The sequence below is a fragment of the Pantoea sp. X-Soil-ISGK-421 genome, from assembly GCF_059730785.1.
The window spans coordinates 36497-59110 of sequence record NZ_AP035981.1 but is presented as its reverse complement, the minus strand read 5'-3'; the positions used below and the strand labels follow the sequence as shown (position 1 = coordinate 59110).

The 22614-nt window shown below is 52.5% G+C and carries 20 protein-coding genes and 4 pseudogenes; 14 read left to right on the top strand and 10 right to left on the bottom strand.

The genetic code is table 11. The annotated features are described in order from the left end of the window. The first annotated feature begins 95 nt into the window (after nucleotides 1-95). Both AC6I8K_RS22860 and AC6I8K_RS22855 read left to right on the top strand, forming a co-directional pair. Nucleotides 96-314 carry a PcoE/SilE family metal-binding protein gene (locus AC6I8K_RS22860; RefSeq protein ID WP_497827719.1) on the top strand — a complete coding sequence of 73 codons (219 nt, stop codon included), beginning with the start codon at nucleotides 96-98 and terminating at the stop codon, nucleotides 312-314. 290 nt (nucleotides 315-604) lie between these two features. Next, on the top strand, nucleotides 605-931 hold the full coding sequence (locus tag AC6I8K_RS22855) for a four-helix bundle copper-binding protein (RefSeq protein ID WP_497827718.1): 327 nt from the start codon (nucleotides 605-607) through the stop codon (nucleotides 929-931). A gap of 239 nt (nucleotides 932-1170) precedes the next feature. Here AC6I8K_RS22855 and AC6I8K_RS22850 read toward each other — a convergent pair. Beyond that, a pseudogene (locus AC6I8K_RS22850) lies at nucleotides 1171-1602 on the bottom strand (heavy metal translocating P-type ATPase); the annotation flags it as partial. An 81-nt stretch (nucleotides 1603-1683) separates the two neighbouring features. On the opposite strand from AC6I8K_RS22850, the gene AC6I8K_RS22845 reads away from it, so the two are divergent. The 3 genes from AC6I8K_RS22845 to arsC all read left to right on the top strand — a co-directional run bounded on the left by AC6I8K_RS22845 (nucleotide 1684) and on the right by arsC (nucleotide 3896). After that, nucleotides 1684-2037, top strand: a complete 354-nt coding sequence (locus AC6I8K_RS22845; RefSeq protein WP_497827717.1) for a metalloregulator ArsR/SmtB family transcription factor — start codon at nucleotides 1684-1686, stop codon at nucleotides 2035-2037. 97 nt (nucleotides 2038-2134) lie between these two features. Then, nucleotides 2135-3418, top strand: coding sequence for an arsenic transporter (locus AC6I8K_RS22840; protein ID WP_497827716.1), 1284 nt, complete (start codon nucleotides 2135-2137; stop codon nucleotides 3416-3418). A 49-nt stretch (nucleotides 3419-3467) separates the two neighbouring features. Then, a complete protein-coding gene (gene arsC, locus AC6I8K_RS22835) occupies nucleotides 3468-3896 on the top strand; it encodes a glutaredoxin-dependent arsenate reductase (protein ID WP_497827715.1) in 429 nt (142 codons plus the stop codon). Between the two features lie 60 nt (nucleotides 3897-3956). On the opposite strand, the gene arsH is transcribed toward arsC, so the two are convergent. After that, nucleotides 3957-4679: an arsenical resistance protein ArsH gene (gene arsH / locus AC6I8K_RS22830; protein ID WP_497827714.1), complete on the bottom strand. Its 723-nt coding sequence runs from the start codon at nucleotides 4677-4679 to the stop codon at nucleotides 3957-3959. Then, on the bottom strand, nucleotides 4676-5011 hold the full coding sequence (locus AC6I8K_RS22825) for an ArsR/SmtB family transcription factor (protein ID WP_497827713.1): 336 nt from the start codon (nucleotides 5009-5011) through the stop codon (nucleotides 4676-4678). Before AC6I8K_RS22825 ends, arsH begins: the two co-directional genes overlap by 4 nt. A 307-nt stretch (nucleotides 5012-5318) precedes the next feature. Between AC6I8K_RS22825 and AC6I8K_RS22820 the strand changes: the two genes are divergently transcribed. After that, entirely contained in the window at nucleotides 5319-5747 is a 429-nt protein-coding gene (locus AC6I8K_RS22820) for an ASCH domain-containing protein (RefSeq protein WP_483818581.1), read from the top strand. 60 nt (nucleotides 5748-5807) lie between these two features. Here the strand turns inward: AC6I8K_RS22820 and AC6I8K_RS22815 are convergent, their stop codons facing one another. From AC6I8K_RS22815 to AC6I8K_RS22800, 4 genes are all read right to left on the bottom strand, one after another. Beyond that, a complete protein-coding gene (locus AC6I8K_RS22815; protein WP_483818582.1) occupies nucleotides 5808-6266 on the bottom strand; it encodes a GNAT family N-acetyltransferase in 459 nt (152 codons plus the stop codon). Between the two features lie 63 nt (nucleotides 6267-6329). After that, nucleotides 6330-6662: a hypothetical protein gene (locus AC6I8K_RS22810; RefSeq protein WP_483818583.1), complete on the bottom strand. Its 333-nt coding sequence runs from the start codon at nucleotides 6660-6662 to the stop codon at nucleotides 6330-6332. Nucleotides 6663-6988: 326 nt separating this feature from the next. Next, entirely contained in the window at nucleotides 6989-7882 is an 894-nt protein-coding gene (locus AC6I8K_RS22805; RefSeq protein ID WP_497827712.1) for a dihydrodipicolinate synthase family protein, read from the bottom strand. Nucleotides 7883-7910: 28 nt separating this feature from the next. After that, nucleotides 7911-8597, bottom strand: a complete 687-nt coding sequence (locus tag AC6I8K_RS22800; RefSeq protein WP_497827792.1) for a B3/B4 domain-containing protein — start codon at nucleotides 8595-8597, stop codon at nucleotides 7911-7913. A 43-nt stretch (nucleotides 8598-8640) separates the two neighbouring features. Here AC6I8K_RS22800 and AC6I8K_RS22795 point away from each other — a divergent pair, with 43 nt between their 5' ends. Beyond that, nucleotides 8641-9243 (top strand): helix-turn-helix domain-containing protein, encoded by a 603-nt coding sequence (locus AC6I8K_RS22795; RefSeq protein WP_483818533.1) that lies wholly within the window; start codon nucleotides 8641-8643, stop codon nucleotides 9241-9243. A gap of 139 nt (nucleotides 9244-9382) precedes the next feature. On the opposite strand, the pseudogene AC6I8K_RS22790 reads toward AC6I8K_RS22795, so the two are convergent. After that, a pseudogene (locus tag AC6I8K_RS22790) lies at nucleotides 9383-10573 on the bottom strand (aminotransferase-like domain-containing protein); the annotation flags it as partial. Here AC6I8K_RS22790 and AC6I8K_RS22785 point away from each other — a divergent pair. The 7 genes and pseudogenes from AC6I8K_RS22785 to AC6I8K_RS22755 form a co-directional block, all read left to right on the top strand. Continuing rightward, nucleotides 10570-10728, top strand: a pseudogene (locus AC6I8K_RS22785) (EamA/RhaT family transporter); the annotation flags it as partial. The pseudogenes AC6I8K_RS22790 and AC6I8K_RS22785 sit on opposite strands and share 4 nt — an antisense overlap. A 154-nt stretch (nucleotides 10729-10882) precedes the next feature. After that, a complete protein-coding gene (locus AC6I8K_RS22780; protein ID WP_497827711.1) occupies nucleotides 10883-11584 on the top strand; it encodes a GNAT family N-acetyltransferase in 702 nt (233 codons plus the stop codon). A gap of 755 nt (nucleotides 11585-12339) precedes the next feature. Next, nucleotides 12340-13884, top strand: a pseudogene (locus tag AC6I8K_RS22775) (methyl-accepting chemotaxis protein). Nucleotides 13885-14044: 160 nt separating this feature from the next. Continuing rightward, nucleotides 14045-15592, top strand: coding sequence for a sensor domain-containing diguanylate cyclase (locus AC6I8K_RS22770; protein ID WP_497827710.1), 1548 nt, complete (start codon nucleotides 14045-14047; stop codon nucleotides 15590-15592). 593 nt (nucleotides 15593-16185) lie between these two features. Further along, complete coding sequence (locus AC6I8K_RS22765) at nucleotides 16186-16572, top strand: hypothetical protein (protein WP_497827709.1); 387 nt, start codon at nucleotides 16186-16188, stop codon at nucleotides 16570-16572. A 324-nt stretch (nucleotides 16573-16896) separates the two neighbouring features. Continuing rightward, entirely contained in the window at nucleotides 16897-17376 is a 480-nt protein-coding gene (locus tag AC6I8K_RS22760) for a hypothetical protein (RefSeq protein ID WP_497827708.1), read from the top strand. Between the two features lie 147 nt (nucleotides 17377-17523). Then, the gene (locus AC6I8K_RS22755; RefSeq protein WP_497827707.1) at nucleotides 17524-20121 is read left to right on the top strand and encodes a bifunctional diguanylate cyclase/phosphodiesterase; all 2598 of its coding nucleotides are present in this window, start codon (nucleotides 17524-17526) and stop codon (nucleotides 20119-20121) included. Nucleotides 20122-20798: 677 nt separating this feature from the next. On the opposite strand, the gene AC6I8K_RS22750 is transcribed toward AC6I8K_RS22755, so the two are convergent. Together AC6I8K_RS22750 and AC6I8K_RS22745 are read right to left on the bottom strand one after the other, a co-directional pair. Beyond that, complete coding sequence (locus tag AC6I8K_RS22750) at nucleotides 20799-21035, bottom strand: hypothetical protein (protein WP_269294620.1); 237 nt, start codon at nucleotides 21033-21035, stop codon at nucleotides 20799-20801. Nucleotides 21036-21972: 937 nt separating this feature from the next. Then, entirely contained in the window at nucleotides 21973-22557 is a 585-nt protein-coding gene (locus tag AC6I8K_RS22745; protein ID WP_497827706.1) for a recombinase family protein, read from the bottom strand. Nucleotides 22558-22614 lie beyond the last annotated feature (57 nt).

Genomic DNA, 22614 nt, shown 5'->3' with positions numbered 1-22614 from the left:
TTTCTCCTGTACGATAAAAATGACTGAAGACGGAGAGCATCCGGCCCGCCATTATTTAACTTTTACTCGTAAGGACAGCCGGCATGAAAAAATGAATGTTTATTTCTTTTCTGGCCCTGTTTTCTGCCTCATCAGTATGGGCACAGCCGCATCCTGTTTCAGAGCCGGACGGCCAGGTAACTAACAACGCTGTTGCCATGATGAATGAACATGAGCGTGCCATCCTGGCGCACCAGGGTATGGATAACGCAAATTCTGCAGCACATCAGAGCATCATTGATATGCACCGCAGGATGATGCAGCAGGAAAAATAACGGGTCGCACCGGACAGAAGATTCGCCCGGTATCTTCTGTCCGTTTCTGTCACTGCTCCGGGATGCGGTTGTGTTTTACCCTCATCGTTAATGCTTTTTCCGGTAAATCTTCTTTCAAGGCTTACGTGAGCCGGCCCGTCTTGCTGCGACGGGCTCTTTTTTACCGCCTTCCCGCTTTCCGCATCGTTAAACTGCCGCCCATGCTGAATACAGCGGTATTTTGCGGCAATGAAGATTCTGTACCAGGCTTATTACGTATTCGCAAATAAGCTAAGTTAAGAGCGGAAAATATGTCAGAGCATCATCGCAACTGCATTGAAGCCTGCTATATCTGTGCCGCCACCTGTGATTATTGTGCCACGTCATGCCTTAAAGAACCTCAGCTGGAGATGATGCGTGAATGCATAAGGCTGGACATGCAGTGCGTAAGCATCTGCCGGATAGCGGCAAATTTAATGTCGCTTGAAAGCGAATTTGCTCCCGAACTCTGCAGAGTTTGTGCAGAAATTTGCCAGAAATGTGGTGATGAGTGCGCCCGACATGAGCATGAACACTGTAAAAAATGCGCAGAAGCATGCCATCATTGTGCTCAGGAGTGCAGAAATATGGCAGCATAACTTTCTGTCATCTGCGGTACGAAGCAAGGGACAGCTACTTCATGCGCCGGAAAGCAGTAAATTGGCGTCGCCAGCCCTGCCTGGCCTTTCGCGGGAAAAACGCAGTTGTAGCTGATAATGCGCAACAAAAGACAAGGCTGCCTGAACGTGCCCTGTAAGCTGTTCAGGTGTCGAGGGTTCTGGTGTACGCGAAAAGCGGGCATTGTCTGCAGTAACCACCTGACGGGCAGCAGATCCGGCTACTTACGCAACAGGCGCAGGCCGTTTGCCACTATAAGCAGACTTGCACCCACATCCGCGAACAACGCCATCCACATGGTCCCCATTCCGGCAATGGTCAGGGCCAGAAATGCTGCCTTGATGCCAACTGCCATAATGATGTTCCTGACCAGCACGCCGTATGTCTCATGGAGAGCCGGACAAAGGTCGGAATATTACGTAAGTCATCCTCCGTCAGAGCCCCGTAGGCAGTTTCGATGGCGGTATCCGTGCCCATCGCGCCCACGGCAAAGCCGATATCGGCGCGGGCCAGCGGCCCTGATCAGCATGAGCGTTCTGACGTCCAGGCTGTGCAGCTGAATGCTCGCCTCGCGACTGCTTTCTGTTAACGTATCTGCCACCGCGAACAGCCCGGGCACCTGATGACTGTCACAGACCATGATGACCGCCTTAACATATATGATTAATCGAATATAAAATTGACATGCGCAGCCCTGGAAACGACACTGAACTCTGTAATTCAGGAGAATGTCATGCCACCATTTATGCCCCTGCAGCTTTTCAAAAACCTGTCTGAAGAAACCCGGCTCAGCCTGGTGCTGTTACTGCGCGAAAAAGGTGAGCTCTGCGTCTGCGAGCTTTCATCCACGCTGAAGGAATCACAACCCAAAATTTCCCGTCACCTTGCTTTGCTGAGAGAAAGCGGCCTGCTTATCGACCGACGAGACGGCAAGTGGATCCATTACCGTTTGTCTCCGCACATGCCAGCCTGGGCAGCAGCAGTGATTGAACAGGCTTACCTGTGCCAGCGGGATGACATCCTGAAGCTCAGCCAGCAGGCTGAACGCGATAACGCAACCACTAACGGTAAGCCTGTCTGCATTTAAAAAATTTGCCCATTCATATTCGTTTTTTTGAATGTGTTATGCATAAGCTAATTATCAGCCCGTTTTAACGGACGGTGATATTTAAAAAGGAGAATGTATGTTTCTGGCGGTTGCGATATTCGTCCTGACCCTGGTGCTGGTTATCTGGCAGCCGAAAGGGCTCAGTATTGGCTGGAGTGCCACTATAGGTGCCGCTCTGGCGCTGCTGACCGGCGTGGTACACCCTGGTGATATTCCAGTGGTCTGGCAGATTGTCTGGAACGCCACGGCTACCTTTATTGCCGTCATCATCATCAGCCTGCTGCTCGACGAGTCCGGCTTTTTTGAGTGGGCGGCGCTGCACGTTTCCCGCTGGGGAGGTGGAAAAGGCCGGCTGCTGTTCACCTGTATCGTTCTGCTGGGTGCGGCGGTAGCCGCCCTGTTCGCCAATGACGGGGCGGCGCTTATTCTGACGCCGATCGTTATCGCCATGCTGCTGGCGCTGGGCTTCCCCCCCGGCGCCACTTTGGCGTTTGTGATGGCGGCAGGTTTCATCGCCGACACCTCCAGCCTGCCGCTCATCGTGTCGAACCTGGTGAACATCGTCACGGCAGACTTCTTTAAGCTGGGTTTCAGCGAGTATGCCTCGGTGATGGTGCCGGTAAATATCGCCTCGGTTGCCGCCACGCTGGTCACGCTGCACCTGTTTTTCCGCAGGGACATCCCGGCCACCTACGACCTGGCGAAACTGAAGGCGCCGCGTGAGGCCATTCGCGATGCGCGCACTTTTAGAACCGGCTGGATTGTTCTCATCCTGCTGCTGGTCGGCTTCTTTGCTCTCGAACCACTCGGCGTGCCGGTCAGCCTGGTGGCAGCGGTGGCGGCGTGTATTCTCTGGCTGGTTGCCCGCAACGGACACGTGATTGATACCGGCAAGGTGCTGAAAGGCGCGCCCTGGCAGATTGTTATCTTCTCGCTGGGCATGTATCTGGTGGTGTACGGTCTTCGTAACGCCGGCCTGACGGATTACCTTTCTGCCGCCCTGAACCGGTTTGCAGAGCACGGCGTCTGGGGCGCAACGCTCGGCACCGGTTTCCTGACGGCGGCGCTCTCTTCTGTCATGAACAACATGCCTACCGTGCTGGTTGGCGCGCTTTCGATTGACGGCAGCACCGCGCAGGGCGTGGTGAAGGAGGCGATGATTTACGCCAACATCATCGGCTGCGACCTCGGCCCGAAAATCACCCCCATCGGCAGCCTCGCTACCCTGCTGTGGCTGCACGTACTGGCGCAGAAAAACATTACTGTCAGCTGGGGCTACTACTTCCGCGTGGGTATCGTGATGACCCTGCCGGTACTTTTTGTGACGCTGGCCGCGCTGGCCCTGCGCCTGTCTGTTTAACCTTAACCCCGGTGCTGCGACTGTGCAGCGCCTTTACGGAGTACCGCTTATGACTGACATCACCATTTATCACAACCCGGCGTGCGGGACGTCCCGCAACACCCTGGCGCTTATCCGCAACAGCGGCACCGAACCCACGGTTATTCTGTATCTGGACACACCGCCGTCACGCGACGAGCTGAAGAAGCTGATTGCGGACATGGGCATCAGCGCGCGCGCCCTGCTGCGTAAGAATACCGAACCGTACGAGCAGCTCGGCCTGGCAGAAGACCGCTTCAGCGATAACGAACTGCTCGATGCCATGCTGGCTCATCCGATCCTTATTAATCGCCCGGTGGTGGTGACGCCGCGCGGAACGAAGCTCTGCCGCCCGTCCGAAGCGGTTCTGGGTATACTGCCAGACCCGCAGCAGGGCGCGTTCACCAAAGAGGATGGTGAAGTGGTCATTGATGAGCACGGTCACCGCGTCAGCCACTGATTTTTCACCAGGCTGCAGACATAACGAGTGTGAAAGAAAGCCGGCATCTGCCGGCTTTCTTTATATGCTGCGCTGGTTGACCCGCTCTGAGAGCTGAGCGGCACTCTCTTTCCTTTCACTGTAGCGGTCGGTCAGGTAGTTGCTTCGCCCGCGCGTCAGCAGGGTGAACTTCATCAGTTCCTCCATGACGTCCACGATGCGGTCGTAATACGGTGAAGGTTTCATGCGACCGTCCTCATCAAACTCAGCCCAGGCTTTTGCTACGGATGACTGGTTCGGAATGGTAATCATCCGCATCCATCGCCCGAGAATGCGCATCTGATTTACGGCGTTGAACGATTGTGAGCCGCCGCTGATCTGCATGACTGCAAGGGTTTTCCCCTGCGATGGCCGGACCGCCCCGGACGTCAGTGGTATCCAGTCAATTTGCGTCTTCATGATGCCGGTCATGGCACCGTGACGCTCAGGAGAGCACCACACCATCCCTTCTGACCAGAGTACCCGTTCGCGCAGCTCTGCAACCTTCGGGTGCGTCTCAGGTGCATCATCCGGCAGCGGCAGGCCGGACGGATTAAATATTTTCACCTCCGCGCCCATAGCCGTCAGCAACCGGGCAGCCTCTTCCGTGGTGAGTCGGCTGTAAGAGCGTTCCCGCAACGAACCGTAGAGCATCAGGATACGGGGCGGGTGCGGCACTTCTGCGGCCTTCAGCTTCTCTTCCGTAAGGGGCGCATCCAGGAGCGTCGGATCGATATTGTTCAGGGCATCATTCACGTTATTCACAATGGAGTCTCTTTAAGGGGGATCGCAGCAGACAGGCTGCAGTCGCTGCCGCCGGCGCAGCACTCTTCAGTCAGAAAAGCCATCAGCTGCTCAAGCTGCGCATAACAGGGCCTGCAGAACAGGGTTCGGCTCTGCCGTTCCTGACTTATGAGGCCAGCAGACATCAGCGCAGAAATATGATGGCTGAGCGTCGAGGCAGGAATCTCAAGGTGCTTCTGTAGTTCGCCAACCGGCAGGCCGTCATGACCCGCCCTGACCAGCTCCCGGTATATGCTGAGACGGGTTGGGTGGCCCAGCTCCCGAAGTGCGTTTGCTGCGGTATGTAAGTCCATACTGGCTCCAATAACTATATTTCCAGAATAATAGAAATATAGTCAGCGTCAAACATTAATTTGATCAACTTGGCGCTCTGTTGCTGACTTAAAATGACTGGGCTGTTTCTGAACAGGTAATGCATTAACGTCCGCTTCTGGCACAAAGCGGCCTGACTACGCGCCAGGTCCACTATGAGCGAACAGCAGACGTCAAAATTCTGGTGATAGGGATGTTACGCCACATTAAACATACCACTCCAGAAACGAATTCAATGAATCTGTGCTAACTTCAACCACCAAACGGTTGCTGCAAAAGGATTTTATTATGAATTTAGTTGATGCTCTGAAGGCGAAATATCCGGGTTCCCAGGCTTGGCAGATCGGAGACAATGCTGATATGGCTAACGAGCTGGCGGACTTGGTTATGAAAGGGATTAAAACCGCATCCTGTGGTTCTTTGGCCTCATACTTGGCAGAAAAATCGCCACCAAGAATAGGCAGTCACAATATTATCCTCGACGGTCGGGATGAGCCGGTATGCGTCATCAGAATGACTTCAATGCGTCTGGTTCGCTTCTCTGACGTTACTGAGGAATTAGCCCGCAAAGAAGGCGAAGGAGATTTGAGCCTCGAATACTGGAGATCTGAGCATAAAGCCTTTTTTACCAGAGCTGGCTTTTACGCTGACGACATGGAGCTTGTAGCAGAAGAATTTGAGGTCGTTGAGGTCTGTAACAGGACTGACCATGCCTAGCGCTCATATTTAATATAACAGTTCTGTAGCGCGCTTCCTTGGCTGTATAACAGCTTTAAGTTAAGGAAGCTCTTTGCGCATAAAAACACTCAGCGGATCTGCTTTATACGGGGGAAATGCATCGCATACCTCGTACCCGCACCTGCGATATAGCGCTATAGCCGGTTGCTGGTGAATCCCTGTTTCAAGCTGCAACAGCCGCGATTTCTTTTCTGAAGCAATCACCTCGATTGCACTGACTATCTTCTCCCCAAGCTTCCTTCCGCGGTATTCCGGTCGAATGTAAACCCGCTTAATCTCGGCTGAGCCGTCTTCGTGAAATAGCAAAGCACCACAACCTGCAGGTGCATTTCCTTCATCACGTACGATCACGCATCGGAGCTGCTCGTCACTGACTGCTGAAAAATCTAGGCAGTGGTTACTTTCTGTAGGATACAGTTCGCTTTGAAAGGCATCGAGCTCGCTAACCAACCACGTCAGGTCAGTATCCCCTTTTTCGACTTCTGAAATGTTGAACATTCACTATCCTCAGCTGAGTTTTAACTACTGAATCTACCATGCCTGCTCTAACTATGACGCCTATCAAGATTTAACATACGCCGCAGGCTGTAAATGGTGGATGACCGTAACCTCTGAATCCATCTCGATGGACGGGTAGTGCTCACGCATCCCTTCTAACAGTTCAGCATCAGGCCATTCCGCACTTTTTCCAAGCCAGGCCGCAACGTCAAAAAGCGGCATTTTTTCGACATGCGTGACCCACACCATGACCGTGTCAGAGACATCTTGCACGTTTACGTAAAGCATAGGGCCCGGCACAATTTCGCGTTCCCGCCATCGAATGGTATGACGGTTCCTGCCTGCGCGAACGTCCGGCAGTAGGCGAGGCTCGATTTCAAGACTCTGCAATGACACATAACCTCCGGTGACCTGCTCCGGTATTTGAGACAACGATTAGTAGAAATACTGGTTTTTAACTAATGGATTGATTTTAATCTTGAGCAGGTTAGTTGTGTAGCAAAGCGTATCTTTTAAACGTCCGCTGTTGGTACAAAGCGGACAAACTGACTGAGCTGAAGGGTCGCTTTGAGCGAGCAGCGGACATTGCTAACTGCATTTTGTGTTAATCAACGGGGGAGCACAGGTTTATAACCAGTCCTCGCTTTTGATGCTGACACATACTTGCCTCTGGGGAGGCGAATAAATATCGGAGGTCGGCAGATTGCCGACCCTGCGGTGCGTTATTTAAGATCTAGCTCAGCAATCACTCGTGCAACATCTGCAATATCGCCTGCCGATAGTGGCAACAGAGGACGAGGCAGGCAGTCCGCATCGGTGAGTCCAAGTACGCCTGCAGCAGCTGCAATAACGCGGATACTTCCACCATGTTGACGGAACAACGCCCATAAAGGATTGAGCTTAGTCGTTAAGGCAGTAACACGTTCATTATCGTTAGCTGCTGCAGCCAGGGTAATGCGTTTCGCTGTTTCCGGGAACAAGCCACCGCAAACGGAATACCAAACTTCGCAGCCAGCGTTTAAGCCCAGCCCGGCACAAGCGTCACCGCTAATGCCAATAGTTACGCCTGGACGAAGATGTTGCCGTAGTGCATTAACTCGTTCAGCAGCAGCAATACGGGTATCAGGTACTCCCGGAATTTTAACCGAGCGAATCCCATTCAGTGACGACAATTGCCCGTGCAATTCATCTGTAAAGGTGAAATGCGTAGTGCCTGGGTTGTCATAAACACAAACCGGTACTGAAACATGTTTGGTAACCGTTTCAAAAAGCGCATAAACCTCTTCATCTCGCAGCGACTGATAACTCACCGCCGGAAGCAGCAGCGCCTCAGCGCCTGCACACTGTGCATCTTCAGCAAGCTGCAAAACGGCATCGGTGCTGAATGCTCCCACGCAAACCATCACCGGAATATCTCCGGCAAGCTCTACTGCCAGCGTTGCGATACGTTTACGCTGTTCCCGGCTCAGATAGGCATAGCTGCCGGTTGACCCCAGAACACCTAATGAATCGACACGGGCTGCCGTTAAACGAGCCAGAATCTTGCTGAACCCGTGTTCATCAATACCGCTGGCAGTGACAGGCGTTAAAGGAAAAGCAGACAAACCGGTGAACATGCAGGTTCTCCAGAATAAAATTAAAGGGTTATTCGCCGATGAGGGTTGTTTTAAACTGCATGCCGGGCATCATTTGTTCAAGGCCATCGGTCAACATTTTGCCAGCTTCATGCAGCTGCTCCAGTGGCATTTGAGGCAGACTTTCAAGAATAAACCACATGTGTTCAGCTTCGACGCTTAAGCGAGTTCTGATCCCCTGCCGCCAGTTCCAGCGGCGACAGGTGACACCGACATCATCACACCAAACGACTTCGCCGGATGAAGGATATTCCACCGCTTGGTCCCCTTCTTTTACCGTGTCGAAAGGTTCAGTGCCTTTAGCCACAATCAGGCGAGGTGTACCCTTATAGGCAGCGATATTTTCTCCACCCACTGGCACGGCATACCGCAGGCTGACGGCGTTATACAGATCAACTATGGGATCAAGTGCTGGCATGGCACCATCGCGCAGTACGCGCTTACGCAGCGCATCAGCAGAACAGGGAGTACGTTTTGGTTTGGCCCCAAATTTCTGAAATACATCGGCCCATGCGGCCAGATGCGACTCGGCCCAATCGGGATCACCTAACAGTACCGTTTCACAGGCGGTTTTCAATGCCGTTTCGGCAACGTGAGGGTTCACCACTGGCGCTGCCTGTACAGAGATACTGAGTGCCCTAAAGTCGGGACATATTTCATATATTTCAGGAGAAATTGACGGAGAGACTATTAACACGGGATAATCCTGTAATGACCATTTTATTGCATAATATCGACCAATGACTAAAAAAGTCAATTTAGTGACCTTCTCCAGTGCAGATGTCAATACAGTTAATGAAGCTGTTGCCCTGCGGATTAAGCAGTTCCGTAAAAATAGGAACATGTCTCTCGATGCGTTATCCCAACGCGCAAACGTCAGTAAGGGCATGTTGGTCGAGATCGAAGGGTGTAAGGCTAATCCCAGCATTGCATTGTTATGCAAGCTTGCGACAACCATGGGTGTGTCAGTAGCTGATTTTGTTGATGTGAGCACCAAACCTGATGTGCATATCATTGCTGATACAGATATTCCTGAACTCTGGAAAGGTGAAAAAGGTGGGAGCGCCAGGCTTCTTGCTGGCTCAGGAGGGCCTGATATGATTGAGCTTTGGCTATGGGAAATGCTTCCGGGTGAGAAGTATGAATCAGCGGGGCATTCATCAGGCACGCTGGAGCTGTTGCATATACAGTCAGGAACACTGACTTTGGGCGTGAAAGAGAGCGTATTTCAGGTAAATGCAGGGTTCTCCGTTACAGCTAAAACTGATGTTCCGCATTTCTACGAAAACCAGGGTAAACACACTTTGAACTTTATTATGACGGTTAATGAAAAAGCTTCATAAGGGTCTTTAGTTTTGCGCCCGGAAACATCCTGATAAGCAAGTCAATGTGCTCATACCGCGCATTTGCAATGTCCGCTTCTGGCACAAAGCGGACCTTCAGCAGGGCAAGGTCTGCTAAGAGCGAAGAGAGGACATCAGTTCAGAACTCTCTTTCATATTCTATAGTCTCTTTAATCGTAGTGAGTGCCTCGCTCAGCTGGTTCATTGTGACTGAGCCAAGAGCGAGGCGAATAGCGTGCGTCACGCTATTTGAGGTGCTGAATGGTTCTGCTGTGGAAACTGAGATGCTTTGCTGCATCTACCGGTGGACAAGTCTGTCAGCCCTTACCTCCTGAGGAAGCAGTAACCAGATAAAGTTACTTATCCAATCACTGTTCTCCAGTATTTTTCGGGCCAGCGCCTGACGCTGACGGGCATCCCGTTTTTTTAGCAACTCAAAGCGTTTTATGGTGCCATCTTTAATCCAGCTGCAGACAATCGAAACCATGAGAGAGGGTGTGTTCCAGGTCGTTGCCCTGATAGCCTGCTCCAGGGCGCTCCGCATGCCAGCGGGGCATACTACGGCACCTACACGCAGGCCTGTGGCAATACTCTTGGCAAAACCGGTTACGTAGACCGTTCTTTCGGGCGCATAAGTGGCAAGCGGCGGTGGGGGACGGCGGGCAAGAAAAGCATAGGCCGCATCTTCAATGATGAGCAGATTGAACGTTCTGGCAATCAGGGTCAGCTCCCTGCGCCGGGCATCATTCATAACCCAGCCAAGCGGGTTATGCATTGTCGGGATCGTATAAACCGCATGGAGGCACCTGCGCTGGCAAATATGTCTGAGTGCAGTCAGGTCCGGTCCGCTGGCACTGGCAGGTATCGCCACAAGTTCAAGGTGGTACAGACCGGCCAGGGCTTTGAAGCCGGGGTAGGTCAGCGCGTCAACAGCCACCACATCGCCGGGTTTCAGCAGCCCCATCACGGCAACGCTAAGTCCGTGCTGCGCGCCATTGGCGATCAAGACATCATCGGCTGACGGACTCAGACCGGTGGCATGAAGCCATAACGCGATGGTCTCCCTGTCGCTTTGCCTGCCAGCATGAGGCTGGTAGCGCATCAGGGAAGCCAGATCGCCTGATGTGGTCAGCTGTCGCATTGCTTCGCTTAACCGTTCCGCCTGGTCCGGCAGGGAAGGATAGTTGAAGTTCAGGTCGATCACGTCTGACGCCACCGCGAGCTGATCCAACCCCAGCCCCGCAGGCAGCGAAATCTCCCTGACGAAAGTCCCTCTTCCGGTTTCTCCGCTCACGAGCCCTATGGCTTCCAGCTCAGCGAAAACGCGGGTATGCCGAAGGCGCAAAGCTGTCGCGTGAGCTGGGGGGATGGCAGGTTATCTGCTGGGCGCTGATCATTTCGCTGCCGCTGATGCTGGTTGCTACCTGGGAGACAATGCCGGAGGGCATTGGTGAGATAAGCCTGCCGGTATGGCTTGCGCTGGGATAAGTATCAATGTTCAGTATGCTGCTCGGTTTTATTTTCTGGTACCAGACTACACGGGCACGGCAGGCAACTTTCAGTGATGATGAAGAGGACACAACATAATGTCGGGTTTACAATGATGAGCTGGCAGGTAACAGTTGTGTGAGGACATAGCATGGTTTTTCAAAACGAGTACGGTCAGAGCCTCGGCAAACCTGCAGAGGGTTGGGTAAAACGCTCCCTGCCCGAGAAAGTCACCTTAAAAGGAAATTACTGTATCGTTTGTCCGTTATCAGTAGATCACGCAGAGGACCTGTATCATGACTGGCTGAGCATTGATGATGAGCGAGACTGGACTTACCTTTCGGACTCAAAACCCGGTTCTAAAGAGCTCTGTTATCAGTATCTCCGTCATCTCTGCTCCGATAAAGACAGGTTATACTTCTCCGTAAAAGGCGCCAGTGATGGCAGTGTAAAGGGTTTGTTTTGTGTTAATAAAGTTGAACCGGATAACGGTGTTTTTGCTCTGTCCGAAATCAACTGGAGTCCGGTAATGAAAAGAACCAGACTCAGTACAGAGTCCCTGTTTCTTGTCATCAGTTACTTCATGGACACGCTGCAGTACAGGCGATGCGAGTGGCGCACAAACTGTCTTAATGCACCCGCCATCAGTGCCGCAGAGCGGATTGGTTTCAGAAAAGAAGGCATTCTGCGGGACCGGAAAATTTTAAAAGGTTACTCTGAGGATGTGGCAGTTTTTTCAATCACAGCCAGTGACTGGCCTGAAGTTTCAGCCGTGCTAAAAGCCTGGCTGAGGAAAGAAAATTTTGACGAGCGAGGCAGGCAGCTACAAAAAGTAGCTGACTTCCGTTCTTAACGGAGGCCCATGTCGTACTGCCGTCTGGCATCCTCAGCCAGAGGTTTTTGTGCAGCGGGCTGCTGGATTTGACTGAAGCGAATTATTTCGCTTCAGTCATGACCGGTTCTTTTCTGATGACAGTCGCTTGTAGCGTAATTAAAACAAAAAGCTGAATAATACAGGCTTCGGGCGGAAGGCAGATAAAGAATGTCATTTACCGGCCCCCGCCCGGTTTTTTCTGATGTGGTACAGATAAATTACCCTGGTGAGGCATTTTAGTTATCGGCAACCGCTGCTTTTTCTTTAATCACTCACTGTTATCTTTAACAGCCCCCCCTGCCAGAGCTCCCGTACCGATACAGGAGAATACAGAAAGCGGCAACCGCATCACTGACGCTGACTCAGCTTCGCGGCTGGAGAAAAAAATAAGGATGCTGGTCAGCGCAGTTCCCTGATTCGGGCGGCAGACACTGCGGGTAACGAAGCGAGTCAAACTGTCATCCTGTTTCTCTATACCAGCCGTGGCGGCAGCGTAAAAGCGGGCTGCACAGTACCTATTTTTTACCCCAGTCAGGTTTCCGGCACCACCGACGCACCTCCTTAACTCGGCAGTGACGCGGCGCGGCTGTCGCATAACGTGATAACCCTGACAGGGGAACAGCCTGTCCGCCAGCGGCGGAAAATGTTCGTGTCAGACATGAGCAAGAAAGCCTGAAATTTTCCAGACGGGTGCCGATATTAATGTTGCTGATTAATTACGGTGATAAATTTCCATGAAAGTTTCAACACGCCTTGCCACAGGTTACGGACTGCTGATTCTACTGTTAGTAGTCTGTACGGGAGTGGCAATATACAGCCTGAACAGTGCCCGACACAGCATGAACGATGTCGTTAACATTAAAATGAAAAAGTACCAGCTCATCCTTGATATGCGCGGCAGCGTACGGGACATGGCCATTGCGGTACGTAACCTTGCACTCCTGACGGACCCGGAAGAAATGTAGCCTGAATGGGAGCGCCTGCAGACACAGAAGCAACAGTTCATCAAGGACCGGGAGGAGCTGAAGCGTCTGATGCTGGCTGAACCCGTTCCTGCGGGACAGGCGGCCTTCCAGAAAATTACCGCAAGTGAAGGGCTGGCCTTTTCTACTTTCGAAAAGGCCGGACAGCTCGGACTTCAGAATCTGCAACAGGAGACTACTACCTATCTGCTGACGGTCACCCGACCAGCGCAGCGGGCACTTCTCGATGCGCTAAATGCGCTGACTGATATTGAGAAGCAGAACGCCCGTGGTGCGGTGGAAGAAAGCAGCAGTAATACCGGCCGGGCAGTTATTTTTCTGGTGATACTGGTCACTGTATCGGTGCTCCTGGCTGCGGTGACCGGCACCCTGACGGTGCGGGTGCTGATGCGACAGCTGGGTGGCGAGCCGGCACTGGCGCAGACCATGGCAGCTGCCATAGCCGACGGCGACCTGACCTCACAGATGACGCTGCGTCCGGGAGATAATAACAGCCTGCTGGCCTCTCTTTCAGGAATGCAGGATCGCCTCAGGGGAATGATGACGCAGATAAAGGATGCGTCGGCATCGGTTGCGCTTGCTTCCGATGAAATAGCCCGGGGTAATACCGAGCTCTCGGCCCGTACAGAGCAACAGGCTGCAGCCCTTCAGGAAACTGCCGCCAGCATGGAGCAGATAACCGCCACGGCAAAAAGCAACACGGCTGGCGCCACGCACACGGCAGGTTCGGCACGCAGTGCGGCTACGCTTGCCAGTCAGGGCGAAGACAGTGTGCGGACCATGACGAAGACCATGGCGGAAATATCAGCAAGCGCATCGAAGGTCAGAGAAATCACCGGCACCATCGAAAGCATTGCCTTTCAGACCAACATTCTGGCGCTTAACGCCGCGGTTGAAGCCGCGCGTGCCGGCGAACAGGGACGCGGGTTCGCCGTGGTGGCGGGTGAAGTACGAACGCTGGCGCAGCGTAGCGCCGCAGCGGCAAAGGATATCAAAGGGCTGATTGAAGAGGCCGTGGTACTGGTCAAAGATGGCGTGACTGTCGCAGATAATACCGCAGCCAGCATTATGGGTGTGGTTGGTATGGCCGGTGAACTGGCCGATGAGATGGATAAAATAGCCCTGGCTTCAAATGAGCAGATGCACGGCATCGCACAGATCACTGTGGCCGTGAGTCAGATGGACGGCGTCACGCAGAGCAACGCTGCGCTCGTTGAGGAGTCGACTACTGCATCGCAGTCACTTGCAGAGCAGGTCCATGCGCTGAGGGGCATGGTGGATACGTTCCGCGTGTGAACTGATGGAAAACCGGTGCGCCTGCCTTTCAGCAGAAACTGATTAACCAGTCTGAATTTTTACAGGGATGTCGTTAACTGCATCCCTTACACTGCCTCACACTCCCCGTTTAATCTATTATGGAAGCTTAACAGTTAGCCGACTTCAGGAATATCAGGATATGGACAAAAAAACGGGCGGACCATCCTCACTTATGCATAATCCGCTGGGCAGAAGCATGGCTGTTTTTCTGCTGCTGACGGGGATGGCCGTCACAGCCGTCAGCGTGTGGTCAGTATGGAAATCCTGGCAACTCATGCTTACCGACAGAGAAAATGATGCCCGGAATCTTTCCGTTTCCCTGGCCAGGCAGGCAGAAGATGCCTTTCTGCAGGTCGACATCACACTGACCGACGCTGTGAGGCAGCTCCGGCTGAACGGGGCGGATTATGCCGCAACGCCCGCCTTTACCAGACAGATAAGGGAACAGCACGGAAAGCTTCCTCAGCTTCACGGACTATTCATCTACGACAGCCGGGGCAACTGGATTGCCACGTCGGGCAACTATATCCCGGCGAAGGCCAGCAATGCGGATCGCAATTACTTTATCTGGCACCGCACCCATACCGGCACTGGCGTACACATCAGCCAGGTCATCCGGAGCCGCTCGACGGGTGACCTGGTTATTCCTGTTTCAATGCGGCTGAATGACCAGGCCGGAAACTTTGCCGGCGTCGCGCTGGCCACCGTAAAGGTGGACTACTTCCGGCAGTTTTACGGTCATTACAGCCTGGGTGAAAAGGACGTGCTGGGCCTGATCCTTGCCGATACCTCTGTCATGTACGTCCGCCCGCTTCCGGATTCGTTTATTAACCGGAGTTTGTCGGCCAGCCCCCTTTTCAAAACGGCGCTGCGTCAATCCGACAGCGGCAGCGCAACGTGGCGCTCCGCGCTGGACGGTATTGAGCGTATATACGGCTATGCACGCCTGGACCAGTATCCGCTCATAGTGACCGCTGGTTATGACCGCGACAGAGTCAAAGCCGAATGGCTTGAAGCAAATCTCACCGTCGCCGTCCTTAACCTTATCCAGCTGGCCGTGATAATGGTGATGGGGATGTTTATGCTGCGGCAGGTAGGTACCAGCGTCAGAAATCAGCTGGAGCTGACGCAGGTCAGGGATGAGCTGACCACTATCAACCATACGCTGCAGTCACTGGCGCTACTGGACGGGCTGACAGGACTGGCCAACCGCAGGCAGTTTGACGCTCTGCTGGAGCAGGGCCTGCAGCGCTCGCATAAGACCGGGGAACCCCTGTCACTGATTATGATAGACATCGACTTCTTCAAACGCTACAACGATACCTACGGACACGTGGCGGGTGATATATGTCTCAAAAAAGTAGGCGGGCTGCTCAAGGGAACCACACACCGTAGTGCAGACCTTGTGGCCCGCTATGGCGGCGAGGAATTTGCCATCATCCTGCCCTTTACCAGCGAGCCTGATGCCAGAAAAGTGGCAGAGCGGGCAGTCAGAACGATAGCAGAGAGCTGCACTGTGCATGAAGCGACGGAGCTTACCCCGAAAGTGGTAACAATCAGTGCTGGATACTGCACGCTGATTTCTACCGGAAAGGCAGGAGAGGCGCAGCGACTCAGGGAAAGGGCGGACAAGGCGCTTTATGAAGCCAAGCGCAGCGGGCGAAACCGCGCTCACGGGGAAACCTGACAGGACAAACGCACAACTGGCTTTGTATCGCGTCCTTTCGTAGCCATGATCAAAGGCGGCAGTAAACGCCTCTACTGCCGCATCACACATCACGTACGGCAGTCCTTCTCCAAAATTTTGACGCCTGAAGCGTAACTAACGCCGCTTCAGCGTTCAGGCGCGTGCGTTGCTGAAAGCTGGCAGCAAATAAAAAACTTTATCAGAAAAGTTAAGCAATATTTAATTAAATATAAGGATTATTAATCATTTACCTTCCCTGAGCAATTATCCTGTCGCTCTCAGTCACTCTTCAGATAAAAAATACACTTGCTTTCACCTGCTTATCAGCGATTTTTAGAAAATCAGAAATTTCAGCAGCAGCTGAATTAATAATAAAAAGTAATTTAATTAACCATAAATGCTGTTCTTGTTTATCGTGGTTATAAAAAAACCTGAGGGAAACATAAGGAAATAATGAGTAATACCGTAAAAGAAAGCAAGCGCACCATAAATATGTTCGCCAGGTAACCTGTACTGTCAGCTTAAGGTTAAACAAAGTCCTGGCCGTCGTTTTCTGTTTATCCAGGCGGGTTAATATCACTTTGGGAGCAGCTATGTTTGATGTCCGATCGTATGCGGTTTTACTGAACGAATTTTTTGAGACCGGCATGAGTTGTGAGCAGCTGACGGCCTGCATCAGGAATAAGCTGGCAGCCGAAAACGAATCCGTCACGCCGGTTGCCCATTCTTCCTCGCATCTTCATCTGATCCTTAATAACAATAAAGTCATGTTTGTATTCACTGCACTGACGGGCGGAGAGGTCAGACTGCACAGGCAGTTCCGGGAAAAAATAAAAGAGGCGGGTAAAACTGAATTTTTACCGGCAATAATGGATGGAAAAAAATGCTTTGGCCTTTTTGTCGACGGCAAGATGGTTTGTGCCGTGACGCCGGCTTCGCCCGGAGAGAAGGACAACAGCGAAAATGTAACCATACATTAGCCCTAAAACGGACGTAATGAACTGACTGGCGGGAAGAATTAATGAGTCTGTTTTATTACGCAGAAAAAAAGAATGTCTGTCAGCGGGACCCGGCTGGTACACAACGCGGGATGCCCTAATTTACCTGAAGCTCGGAAGCGTATTTTTCTGGGCTCGTTTCTGCATATGGGGTTTGCCGTTCAGGCGGCAAACATCTGGTACCTCCGGGCGGGTCCCTGCCTGCTCTGTCTCGCCCGGCATCGTCGTGAATAATACCGTTTCAGTCAGGACAATCAGACAACTTCCTGTCACCTCTGCCGTCAGGCCGGCAGCCGGAGAAATTACATGAGAATGTACCAGAAGCTGAGGGCCATGGTGAGCCTGTGTCGCTGGCAAAGTTTATTTTTCATCCTGGGCTGGCTGCTGTTGTCAGATGCCGCCTTCGGGAGCGGAATGGAAATGAGAGAGAGCAGTGCCGTGAATCTTTTTGCCCGCTCAACGGACGGAGAAAGCATACTGCGCTTCAGCTGCCTTGATGGTGAATCACTTTTTATTTCACTTATTGTTCCTGATGGCTCCGTCCGGGCTCCAGCCATTACAGCCACCGTTCCTGAAGCAAAAGCAACTTTCAGGTGGCTGGCATGGTATCCCGGGCACAGCAATATTATTTATGCGGTCCGTCCGAAAGAGCTGGTTCGCACGCTGCTCAGGAGGCACGACAGGCGGATAATATTCAGTAACCCTGCCCCGGGCACTGCCGGGCCTGTATTTGGTCCGTTCGGCAACGGGGGGCCGGCAGCATTGTTGCCTGCCGGTTGCCAGTGAGAAAATGAGGAAAATTTTACGAGGATAACTTGTCGCCGTCCGGCCTCATAAAAACCGTAAACAGAAGCAATCTTTCCGCCAGCCTGCCGATATACATCCTGTGGCGCGGTAACAGCCATAAAAAGATATCTTACGGAAGGCTGCATAATGAACCATCCTGTTTATTTAAAAAAAATCACTCTCAAAGAGTACACCCGCGCTGTTGTCCGGCCACCTCTCGTAACGATGTGTGTGCTGCTGGGTGTGTTTTTCTCGGCGGCATTTGGTGTACTGCTCTATATTGCTGACGATCTGAACCTGAAGGCCAGCCAGCAAAGCCGGTTGATTCTGAAGAAAGCTCTGCTTAACCGTCAGAAAGAAATCAGAAACCACCTGACGGATTATGCAGTATGGGGCGAGGCTTACAGTAATCTTTCTCCCCGGGTTAATACAGAATGGGCATGGGACAATCAGAATCTCGGAACGTCCCTGTACAGCGTGTTCGTGTACGAAGGCGTTTTTGTTGTTACCGGCGACGGTGTGACAGCTTACAGCGTGGTCAACGGAAGGTATTCCCCACCGTCTCTCCCCGCCTGGCTGGGAAGCGATCCTCTGCCCGGGCTCCGTCATTCGCTCAGCCTGTCAGAGGGAAGAGCCATATCGGGGCTGGTTGTTACCGCCGGGAAGCTGACCATCCTGTCAGCTGCATGGATAACGCCTGAGGAGGGAAAGGCAAATTCTGCCGGCAACTCGCGTCCGTCACTGATGATATTTGCCGATCAGTTGACGCCCGGTGAGCTGAACGACATGGGACAGGAATACGGTATAAAACAGGTCCGTCTTGAAGGAAATACCCCTGAATTTATCCCGGAGGATGGATCCACTTTAGTCGTCTCTGGCAGCGGAGGCAGCGTGAGGCTCCGGTGGGCGGGCGAGGATCCCGGTGGTGCGCTCCTGACGGGTATGCTACCCCTGCTGTTTCTGTCCATGCTGGCGGCCGGGATTATTTCAGTCTCACTGATACAAAGTGCAGCACGTCGGGCCCGGATTAATGATGAAAACACGTTTCTTCTGGAGCAGAGCCGGCTGGCGCTCCTCTCCAGCGAGCGACGCTTTCGCGATGTGGCAGAAACCACGACCGACTGGATCTGGGAAACGGATGACCAGCTGCGCCTGACCTGGATCTCCGGGCGCTTTACGGCAGTAACCGGGCATCAGGTATCTGACTGGGCGGGCCGCAGCCTGGCTGAGTTTCTACTGGATGACAGCCATGTGCTTTCCCTGCTGAAGCAGAGCCTGCGGAAGAAAGAAAATCTGACGCTTTCAGCGTGCCGCTACCTCACGGTTCATGGCGAACAGCGTTTCTGCCGGATGACGGTTAAACGCTATTCCATCAGCACGGGCAGGAGCGGTGTGCGGGGTACAGCAACAGACGTTACGTCTGAGCTGGAGACGCAGGTCCGTATACGTTATTTATCCTATCACGATGACCTGACCGGCCTTCCGAACCGGGCCAGACTGAAGGAATTCCTGACCGAGCAGTTACAGAACCCGCCTGATACAGAAAATCCCCTGGCCCTGATGATGGTTGATCTTGATAACTTTAAGCCGGTCAACGATATATACGGACATACGGCAGGCGACAGGGTATTGCATGAAACAGCGTCACGGCTCAGCGACTGCCTGAAGTCAACCGGCCTGGTGACGCGCCACGGGGGTGATGAATTTATCATTGTCATTTCCGAAACCGGGGGAAAGGAGTCTGTCGAAAACCTCTGTAGCGCCATTATCCGGGAGGTCAGTCAGCCATTTTATATCAACGGCAACGCCGTCCGTATCGGTGCCAGCATGGGGATTGCGCTGGCACCACAGGATGCGCAGGATATGGCAGGTTTACTGAGATTTGCAGACATCGCCCTTTACGCGACGAAAAACGCCGGCCGCAACGGCTGGATGTTCTATCAGCGCGAAATGGGCGAAAAAATTGCTCAGCGGCAGGAAATGGAAAATGAACTGCGTAAAGCTATTCATGAAGAGCAGCTACGTCTCGTCTATCAGCCTCGTTATGATATAAAAACGTCCCGTGTCACGTCTCTGGAGGCTCTGGTCAGATGGGAACACCCCCGGCAGGGTCAGATTATGCCAGACCGCTTTATTCCTGTTGCAGAAGAAGCCGGGTTTATTAGTGAACTGAGTGACTGGGTAATGCTTACTGCCTGCCGGGATGTGCATGATTTGTTTCCCGGCTTATCGGTATCGGTAAATATTTCAGCGGTTGAGTTTAAGGATGGTGCGCTTTACGGACGTGTACAGCGGGCACTGAAGCTGTCGGGACTGGAAAGCACCCGAATGGAAATAGAAGTTACTGAAAATGCCATGCTGCTGAACCCGGAAAAAACGATACAAATCATGAACGATATCCGCGTACTGGGTGTTAAGTTTCTCATTGATGATTTTGGTACCGGTTATGCCTCACTGGGGCAGCTGAGGCGCTTTCCCTTTGATGGCATCAAGCTTGACAGGTCGTTTATTATGCCGATAGAGACCTGCCCTGATGCGCGTGATATTGTGGCGAGCCTGATTAATCTTGGTAAAGCCTGCTCGCTGGACATTACCGCTGAAGGAGTGGAAAGCAAGGAGCAGATGGATCTGCTCAGTCAGATGAAATGTGATGTGCTCCAGGGCTATTACATCGGCAGGCCTATGGCGCCTGAGCAGCTGAAGAAAGTGATGCCGGAATTGCCGGGTGTGCAGGATGTTTTATAACGCTACACGGATGTTACTTTCCATGCTGCAGGCTGTGGCGTCCATCTGAACGCTGTCCGGGCCGCCCCGGAATGAATTAATGGCCTGACGGCTGCCTGCATTACTCCACAGCCGGAGAGCGGGACGATGGCAGCACTGTTCCGGCATAACCGCATGTGCCGGCTTGCAGGGCTTCAGATATCTTCGTCAGGCCCGTGTCAGCCCTGTTTGTAAAACAGCCGATACATGGCCTGGCGGGTAGCTTACCGGGGCCGTTGGCTCTCACGGATGAACGCACCGGTGGGAAAAGTCCGTTTCCTGTTCTGGTTTCGGGGCAAACCGCCGGGCAGAAACATAATACGCCGACCGGTCATCGAGATTAGCTGTGCCGGTGGAAGGCTGCCGGAGCTGGCATCAGCCGTTACTGCACGGGCCGTGCCCATCAGAAGACGTCCGCATACGAACTGATGAAGTGTCCGGGTCACTTTTTACCCCAGCCCACCATTTATTATATTCGTATAATCGCTAATCTCTTTGTATTTCCTTCCCTGTTGCTGATCGCGCCATACTCAGCCCCTGTATGCGCTCTGCTGTGCCTGCAGCAGGTCAGTTATCGGGACATAGCGTCCGGTCTGTATCCTGTTGTCTTTTTATGCACACCGTGAATCCGGTAAAATTTTCCGATATTCTTAAGACGGTTAACGTCGGGCCAGCCTGATGTTCAGGACGTCAGGGTTAAGTTCAGGCGTGGCCGCCCCGAAGCCTGTCGTCCAGGGGATTTCATTAATCATTCCGTCCCGGGAAAAACAGATCCGGTTCTCAGCCATAAACAGGGCCGTAAACCTTCCCAGTAACCGGTTGTTCAGCTCGAAGCTGAGTTCTCTGGCTTGCCGCCGTCCTTCCTGTGTTGAAATATAATCTGTCAGTAGATTCATGCGTTACTCCCGTATACGGATAACAGTATCTTTTGTTTCGGCTGGCCTTTCTATCCGGCTGATTCTTAAAATATTCTGATGGCAAATCACTGCCCTGCCCGGAAAGATAAACTTTCAGGCAGAAAAAGAATGTCAGAAGTTATGTGATAACGCTGGAGCTGACGTTGTTTAAAATATGAAAATTACTGCAGCGAAAAATAATGCGCCTGATGTAGTTTCACAATAACGGGTCGTATCAAGTCAGTGCATATTGTTTCCAGAACGCACAAAAAATATCTGACCGGATATTTTTTGTGCCACGGCTTCATCAGAAAGCCGGGTACAAATTTTCTTTACAGCGCATAGTCAGAAATTCGGGTTCATAGTCAGTGCTGATAAAATTTTCAGGCATCTTCAGGATAATTTTGCAGGGAAACAATGTCCCGGATCAATATTCCACTGGCACCGTTATGGAGAATTAACGGCTCAACCTGTATCGGGTGATGCTATGCATCCCCTCCGGAAGCGTTACGGATTACGGTTCCGGAGGGTTGTTTTTTGCTTGTGTCCGGGACACGGCTGTCAGTAGAGAAGTGGCCCGAATGACTGCCCGTTGCCTGAGATGTGGCGTTTTTCTGCCGCCTGATGAAGCGTACTTTTTATGACTGCTGTGAGCGCTGTGAACGGCTTGAAATGACAGAGCAGAAAGAATCATGTCTTCTGATTAAACCGCCGTTACTTATACGCCTGCAGTTCAGGATGCGCCTTTTAATATCAGGACACTTCAGGGCATAACAGGGGCGAAGGCAGACATCACCAGAAGCGCAGGCCCTGAAATGCAGGTTCGTTGTTTCATGGCAACGTCCTCCTCGTTACAGGATAGCGTTGCATCGGCCAGTTGAACTCACAGCACAAAGCGGACGGTCAGAGTCTGTAGCATCTGAAACCGTTTCTGTATTCAGGATTGTTGCTGCCCTGCTTTTACCCTGAGTATGGTTTGCCGGGTTGTATTAAATTCACGCGCAATGACGCTGGTGCTTATCCCGGCTTTAAGACGTTCTGTCACTACTCGTTTTTGTTCCTCGCTCAGGACAGGCGGGCGACCAAAACGTTTACCTGAAGCTTTAGCCCGGGCAATGCCTGCATGGGTACGCTCAAGAAGTAAGTCTCGTTCGAACTCAGCGACGGCAGAAATAACCTGCATGGTCATTTTTCCGGCCGGACTGGTGAGATCCACACCGCCCAGCGCCAGGCAGTGAACGCGTATTTCTGACGTGGCGAGCAGCTCTACGGTTTTCCTGATATCCATAGCGTTACGACCGAGGCGATCCAGCTTGGTTACGATCAGTACATCGCCGTGTTCCATGCGGTCAAGCAGACGCATAAACCCCGGACGTTCACCGGCAGCGACTGAACCACTGATATATTCCTCAATCAGCCGCTGCGGTCGGATAGCAAATCCGGCAGCTTCAATCTCCCGACGCTGGTTCTCGGTATTCTGTTCAAGGGTCGATACCCTGCAATAGGCAAAAACTCGTGACATGACGTTATTTTGTGTACGAAATAGATGTACTTATTATAAATCATGTACGAAATGAAA

Coding starts and splice junctions, on each gene's coding strand:
- AC6I8K_RS22860 (WP_497827719.1), top strand. CDS start 96: ATGTTTATTTCTTTTCTGGCCCTGTTTTCTGCCTCATCAGTATGGGCA.
- AC6I8K_RS22855 (WP_497827718.1), top strand. CDS start 605: ATGTCAGAGCATCATCGCAACTGCATTGAAGCCTGCTATATCTGTGCC.
- AC6I8K_RS22845 (WP_497827717.1), top strand. CDS start 1,684: ATGCCACCATTTATGCCCCTGCAGCTTTTCAAAAACCTGTCTGAAGAA.
- AC6I8K_RS22840 (WP_497827716.1), top strand. CDS start 2,135: ATGTTTCTGGCGGTTGCGATATTCGTCCTGACCCTGGTGCTGGTTATC.
- arsC (WP_497827715.1), top strand. CDS start 3,468: ATGACTGACATCACCATTTATCACAACCCGGCGTGCGGGACGTCCCGC.
- AC6I8K_RS22825 (WP_497827713.1), bottom strand. CDS start 5,011: ATGGACTTACATACCGCAGCAAACGCACTTCGGGAGCTGGGCCACCCA.
- AC6I8K_RS22820 (WP_483818581.1), top strand. CDS start 5,319: ATGAATTTAGTTGATGCTCTGAAGGCGAAATATCCGGGTTCCCAGGCT.
- AC6I8K_RS22815 (WP_483818582.1), bottom strand. CDS start 6,266: ATGTTCAACATTTCAGAAGTCGAAAAAGGGGATACTGACCTGACGTGG.
- AC6I8K_RS22805 (WP_497827712.1), bottom strand. CDS start 7,882: ATGTTCACCGGTTTGTCTGCTTTTCCTTTAACGCCTGTCACTGCCAGC.
- AC6I8K_RS22795 (WP_483818533.1), top strand. CDS start 8,641: ATGACTAAAAAAGTCAATTTAGTGACCTTCTCCAGTGCAGATGTCAAT.
- AC6I8K_RS22780 (WP_497827711.1), top strand. CDS start 10,883: ATGGTTTTTCAAAACGAGTACGGTCAGAGCCTCGGCAAACCTGCAGAG.
- AC6I8K_RS22770 (WP_497827710.1), top strand. CDS start 14,045: ATGGACAAAAAAACGGGCGGACCATCCTCACTTATGCATAATCCGCTG.
- AC6I8K_RS22765 (WP_497827709.1), top strand. CDS start 16,186: ATGTTTGATGTCCGATCGTATGCGGTTTTACTGAACGAATTTTTTGAG.
- AC6I8K_RS22760 (WP_497827708.1), top strand. CDS start 16,897: ATGAGAATGTACCAGAAGCTGAGGGCCATGGTGAGCCTGTGTCGCTGG.
- AC6I8K_RS22755 (WP_497827707.1), top strand. CDS start 17,524: ATGAACCATCCTGTTTATTTAAAAAAAATCACTCTCAAAGAGTACACC.
- AC6I8K_RS22750 (WP_269294620.1), bottom strand. CDS start 21,035: ATGAATCTACTGACAGATTATATTTCAACACAGGAAGGACGGCGGCAA.
- AC6I8K_RS22745 (WP_497827706.1), bottom strand. CDS start 22,557: ATGTCACGAGTTTTTGCCTATTGCAGGGTATCGACCCTTGAACAGAAT.